At 54.7% G+C, this 1,801-nt stretch carries 1 protein-coding gene and 2 pseudogenes; all 3 read left to right on the forward strand.

Annotation, left to right across the window (positions count from 1 at the left end):
- Nucleotides 1-76: pseudogene (locus D1159_RS20330) on the forward strand (recombinase); the annotation flags it as partial.
- Nucleotides 77-181: 105 nt separating this feature from the next.
- Nucleotides 182-958 (forward strand): AAA family ATPase, encoded by a 777-nt coding sequence (locus tag D1159_RS18785; RefSeq protein ID WP_161847110.1) that lies wholly within the window; start codon nt 182-184, stop codon nt 956-958.
- A pseudogene (locus tag D1159_RS18790) lies at nt 955-1,371 on the forward strand (ParB/RepB/Spo0J family partition protein); the annotation flags it as partial. The gene D1159_RS18785 and the pseudogene D1159_RS18790, both read left to right, overlap by 4 nt.
- Nucleotides 1,372-1,801: the final 430 nt, after the last annotated feature.

Genomic DNA, 1,801 nt, shown 5'->3' on the forward strand with positions numbered 1-1,801 from the left:
CAGCATTTCTATTGAAAGTCAATTTGAATTTTGCCGTTACGAGTTAAAGGGCGGTGAGGCGAAAGAATACAAGGACGCCTCTGTTAAAATAGGACTAAATCAGAAACACCCCGCAACAAGGGGCGCACTGGTTTAGTCCTGTTTTTATTTTAGCACAAAAGGAGGAGGGAAAGCAAGAACTATGGCTAAGATAACGGCAATCTGCAATCAAAAAGGAGGTGTTGGAAAAACAGTAACAGCGGTGAATCTAGGCATTGGCCTGGCTCGGGAGGGCAAGCGGGTCCTCCTGGCAGATGTGGACGCCCAGGGGTCGCTCACCGCCAGCCTGGGCTACCAGCACCCTGACCAGATGGAGAACACCCTTGCGGAACTGCTGGGGCATATCATTTCGGACGAGCCTTTGCCGCCGGATATGGGCATCCTTCATCAAGCGGAGGGGGTGGATCTCCTCCCCGCCAACATTGAGCTGTCCGGCCTGGAGGTCACGCTGGTGAACACCATGAGCCGGGAGACGGTTCTGCGGGAGTACCTGAACGGCATCCGGGACCAGTACGACGTTATCTTGCTGGACTGCTGCCCCTCGCTGGGTATGCTGACCATCAACGCCCTGGCCGCGGCGGACGAAGTTCTGATCCCGATGCAGGCCCACTACTTATCCATCAAAGGATTGGAACAGCTGCTGCGCACTATCTCCAACGTAAAGCGGAAAATCAATCCCGGCCTGCGCATCGCGGGAATTCTCATCACCATGGCGGACCTGCGGACCACCTACTCTCGGGACATCATCGAACTGCTCCGCAATGCCTACGGAGACAGGCTGCGTATTTTCGACAGCATCATCCCCCGCTCCATCCGTGCGGCGGAGACCAGCGCAGAGGGCCGGAGCATCTACCTCCACGACCCTGCCGGTAAGGTATCCTCCGCCTACGCCGCCCTGACGCGGGAGGTTTTGGCATGAAAAGCAGCGCCGGCAAGATACAGCTGACCGGCTTTGACAACCTGTTTCAGACGGGCGGCGGTGGAGAGGAGGTTGTTGAGCGGGTGCAGGAAGTCTCCTTGACGGAACTCTTTCCCTTCAAGGACCATCCGTTCCAGGTGCGGGACGATGAGGCGATGGAGAAAACGGCGCAGAGCATCGCGGAGTACGGCGTCCTGGTCCCCGGCATCGTCCGTCCCCGGCGGTCGGGCGGCTATGAGATTGTGGCGGGCCACCGGCGCAAGCGGGGGAGCGAGCTGGCCGGCAAAACCACCATGCCGGTGCTCATCCGGACGCTGGATGACGACGAGGCCACTATTATCATGGTGGACTCCAACCTCCAGCGGGAGAAAATCCTGCCCAGCGAAAAGGCTTGGGCTTACAGAATGAAGTTGCATGATTTCTGTGTTCCTCTTAGCAAACGTGCTCCTACAGTCCCGAAACAGTCTAATTCATGGAACGTTGTGCGTAAGGCTGTGTAACGCATTACAATGGCTAAAGGGAAAAAACAAGGGAAAATTCAGCTTGTGGAAACCAGTGATATGCGCCTTGAAAATCTGCTGCATTTGGATTGTTAATCTGTCAGGAATCAAGAAGGCCGCCGCCCTGGGGAAAGCCCAAGACGGCGGCCTCTTTCTGCAATTTTCAATAACTGTTTTCGCGATAATATCGCAATAAAATTGATTTTGTCACAAATCCATGCAAAATCTTAAAATCATTGTTATATTCTACCGTAAAGGAGAACACAGCTATGATTAGGATTTTACTGTCCACCGAGCTTGGCAAGCGCAGGTGGTCGCAAGCGGACTTAGCCCGAAACGACAG

It is taken from the genome of Pseudoflavonifractor sp. 524-17, from assembly GCF_009935845.1.
Taxonomy (GTDB): Bacteria; Bacillota; Clostridia; order Oscillospirales; family Oscillospiraceae; genus Pseudoflavonifractor_A.